We start from the raw sequence: 2,164 nt of genomic DNA on the forward strand, positions 1-2,164 counted from the left end.
CCCCCCAGATACCCGTCGAACCAAACGTCCCGTCAACAAAGAGCCTGACGACCAAGCGACAGTTGTCAGCGCGGGGCGAAACGAGATCCTTTGAAGCGGCTTACCGGGACTTTGCGCAAACGGCACGGATCTGACGGCGCTGTCATCCGGGAAGAGCGTTCACCGGTTGAGATAAAGCCGGTCCCAGTCGGCCATGCGATGGGCATTGCCGATTGCCATCGCACATGAAAGCGGCGACGCGATCGGACCGAATACGGTCGACACCAGAATCTTAGGGTGCTGCACGAGCGTGGTACTGCGCATGTCGTCATCCGTTGAGCCCCGGTGCAGCGCGCGGATATCCATCATCACAACGTCGCCGGCCCTGACTTCGACGCGAACTATGTCGTCCTCAGTGTCAGCCAGGCATTCCAGAGCGGCATCGTCCAAGGGCAAGGGCGACAGGTGCGACCGCGGCACGAGGCGCAAGCTTGAACCATCCTGCAGATAGACCAGCGCCTTGAGACAGACGCCAGCTTCTTCCGACCAGGGGTCGCATTGATCGAGGAAATGGCTGTAGCGGCCGCGCAGCAGATCGGTATGCCAATGCTGGGAGCGGTTGACAGTGATGTCGCTGAGGCCGAGCGCATAATATGGCGTGTCGCCGTAACAGGCAGTCAGGAACCGCGCCAGCCTGTCGTTTCCGGCGATCCGGGTGTGAACGGCCGTCAATGACGGAAAGCGATGGAACCCGGCAAGGTGGTATGAGTGGGAGATGTCCCGTGTCCGGCCCATTCGGCCGAGATTCTCGGTGGTAGCCGTGCGGAATATTTCGATTTCGGCCTCGCTGAAGACGGACGGCAGAACACAGTACCCTTGCTCCCGGCATTGCTCGGTCAGTGTCATATCCATGCCAATCCATCCATGCCGATCATCGGGGCCGACGCCTGTTGGCCCGCCGCATCTTGATGCCCGCGCGTAACCGTTCGACGACGCCGCGGCTGTCCGGTTCGCCCCAGATGCGCCGATTGCGCCACAAGTCGTTGTAGTTGTTGCCTCCGGAAGCAACCAGGTCGCTGAATTCGCCCTCCCTCGTCTTGTTGCGGATAGCCACCACTTCGCCGGTGGGCATCACCTTGACGATATTTACCCGGCCGGTGCCGTCGATGTTCAGGCGCGGCGAGTCGCCGAACGCAATGGAAGTCCAGTTGGAAGTCTCTGCGAGGACGCGTCCGAACATGTAGGGGCCGGTCGGTTCCAGCGACGAATGGCCGTAGAAGCGCATATTGCAATGCTCGACGATGCGGTCGATCGCACGCTCCAGTACCGGGTTGCCGGCCTCTGCATAGATGACGGCGTTGCTCACGGCCCACGACGGATGGCCTGCAATGTCGCGAAAGACCACCATGTCGTGACGCGCATCGATCTCGATGGGGCGGAGATGGAGATAGGACAAGTCGGAGTACAAGCCGCCATAGGTATGCAGCAGGCAATAGCGGGCAAGATCCGCCTTGTATGCATAGGGCGCCAGCGCCTGATAGGCGTCCAGCACCGCCGCGGGATAGGTGTCGGCAAGAAACGCAACCAGCTCCCTGTTGCCGTAACGCCGGTATTCAGCGTCGGGATAGACAGCCCTGAGCGAGTCGACGTTACGTGCGAAGGTGTCGGTTGTTGCCGCCACGGGCTGCTCTTCATCGGTGATCATGATCTGGAAGAGCCGCTGCGGCCTGGTCGACATCCATTACCCCTGAAACGCTTGCCCCGCTTTCTCGGGCTGCAATGCGCAGCAGGTCAAGAGATATCTGCAAGGGCGCTAATTTGGATATTGCGGCGATCAGCACGGTAGAGCCCTGTCTCCTAAGCTCCCGCGTAGGATGAACCGATGTCATCCCATTTTCGCTGAAGATAGTTTGCGTTGAACTGGCCACAGGCGAGCGCCCGCCAGGCGGAGGCATGGTTCATGGCAGAGCCAAGCCGAGTTCTCTAAGGTGGCGTGATGCCACTGCGCGCGTGCCTAACACTCTCAGTGAGATTGCCTTGCCTAGGAATGTTGTGGTGGCGGTCGTGAAATGGAGCACCTGCTCTTCCGAGTTGGCCGACCTCATGCCGGCGAGGCGGTTATTGTCGTCACGCCGACGCCGGGTGGGTTCGGTCCTGGATGAGTCTGCTGCCGGTCCATTCTGGA

Annotated in this window: 2 protein-coding genes; both read right to left on the minus strand. The window is 60.6% G+C overall.

The annotated features are described in order from the left end of the window. Window positions 1-159 precede the first annotated feature (159 nt). On the minus strand, window positions 160-891 hold the full coding sequence (locus NDO48_RS28935) for a phytanoyl-CoA dioxygenase family protein (RefSeq protein ID WP_267322872.1): 732 nt from the start codon (window positions 889-891) through the stop codon (window positions 160-162). Window positions 892-910: 19 nt separating this feature from the next. Further along, a complete protein-coding gene (locus NDO48_RS28940; protein ID WP_267322873.1) occupies window positions 911-1,717 on the minus strand; it encodes a glycosyltransferase family 32 protein in 807 nt (268 codons plus the stop codon). Window positions 1,718-2,164: the final 447 nt, after the last annotated feature.

Origin of the sequence: Aminobacter sp. MET-1 (assembly GCF_026521175.1) — a bacterium.
Classification (GTDB): domain Bacteria; phylum Pseudomonadota; class Alphaproteobacteria; order Rhizobiales; family Rhizobiaceae; genus Aminobacter.

What these genes read in the sequence shown, in the direction of transcription:
- NDO48_RS28935 (WP_267322872.1), bottom strand. Translation starts at nt 891, where the DNA reads ATGGATATGACACTGACCGAGCAATGCCGGGAGCAAGGGTACTGTGTT.
- NDO48_RS28940 (WP_267322873.1), bottom strand. Translation starts at nt 1,717, where the DNA reads ATGTCGACCAGGCCGCAGCGGCTCTTCCAGATCATGATCACCGATGAA.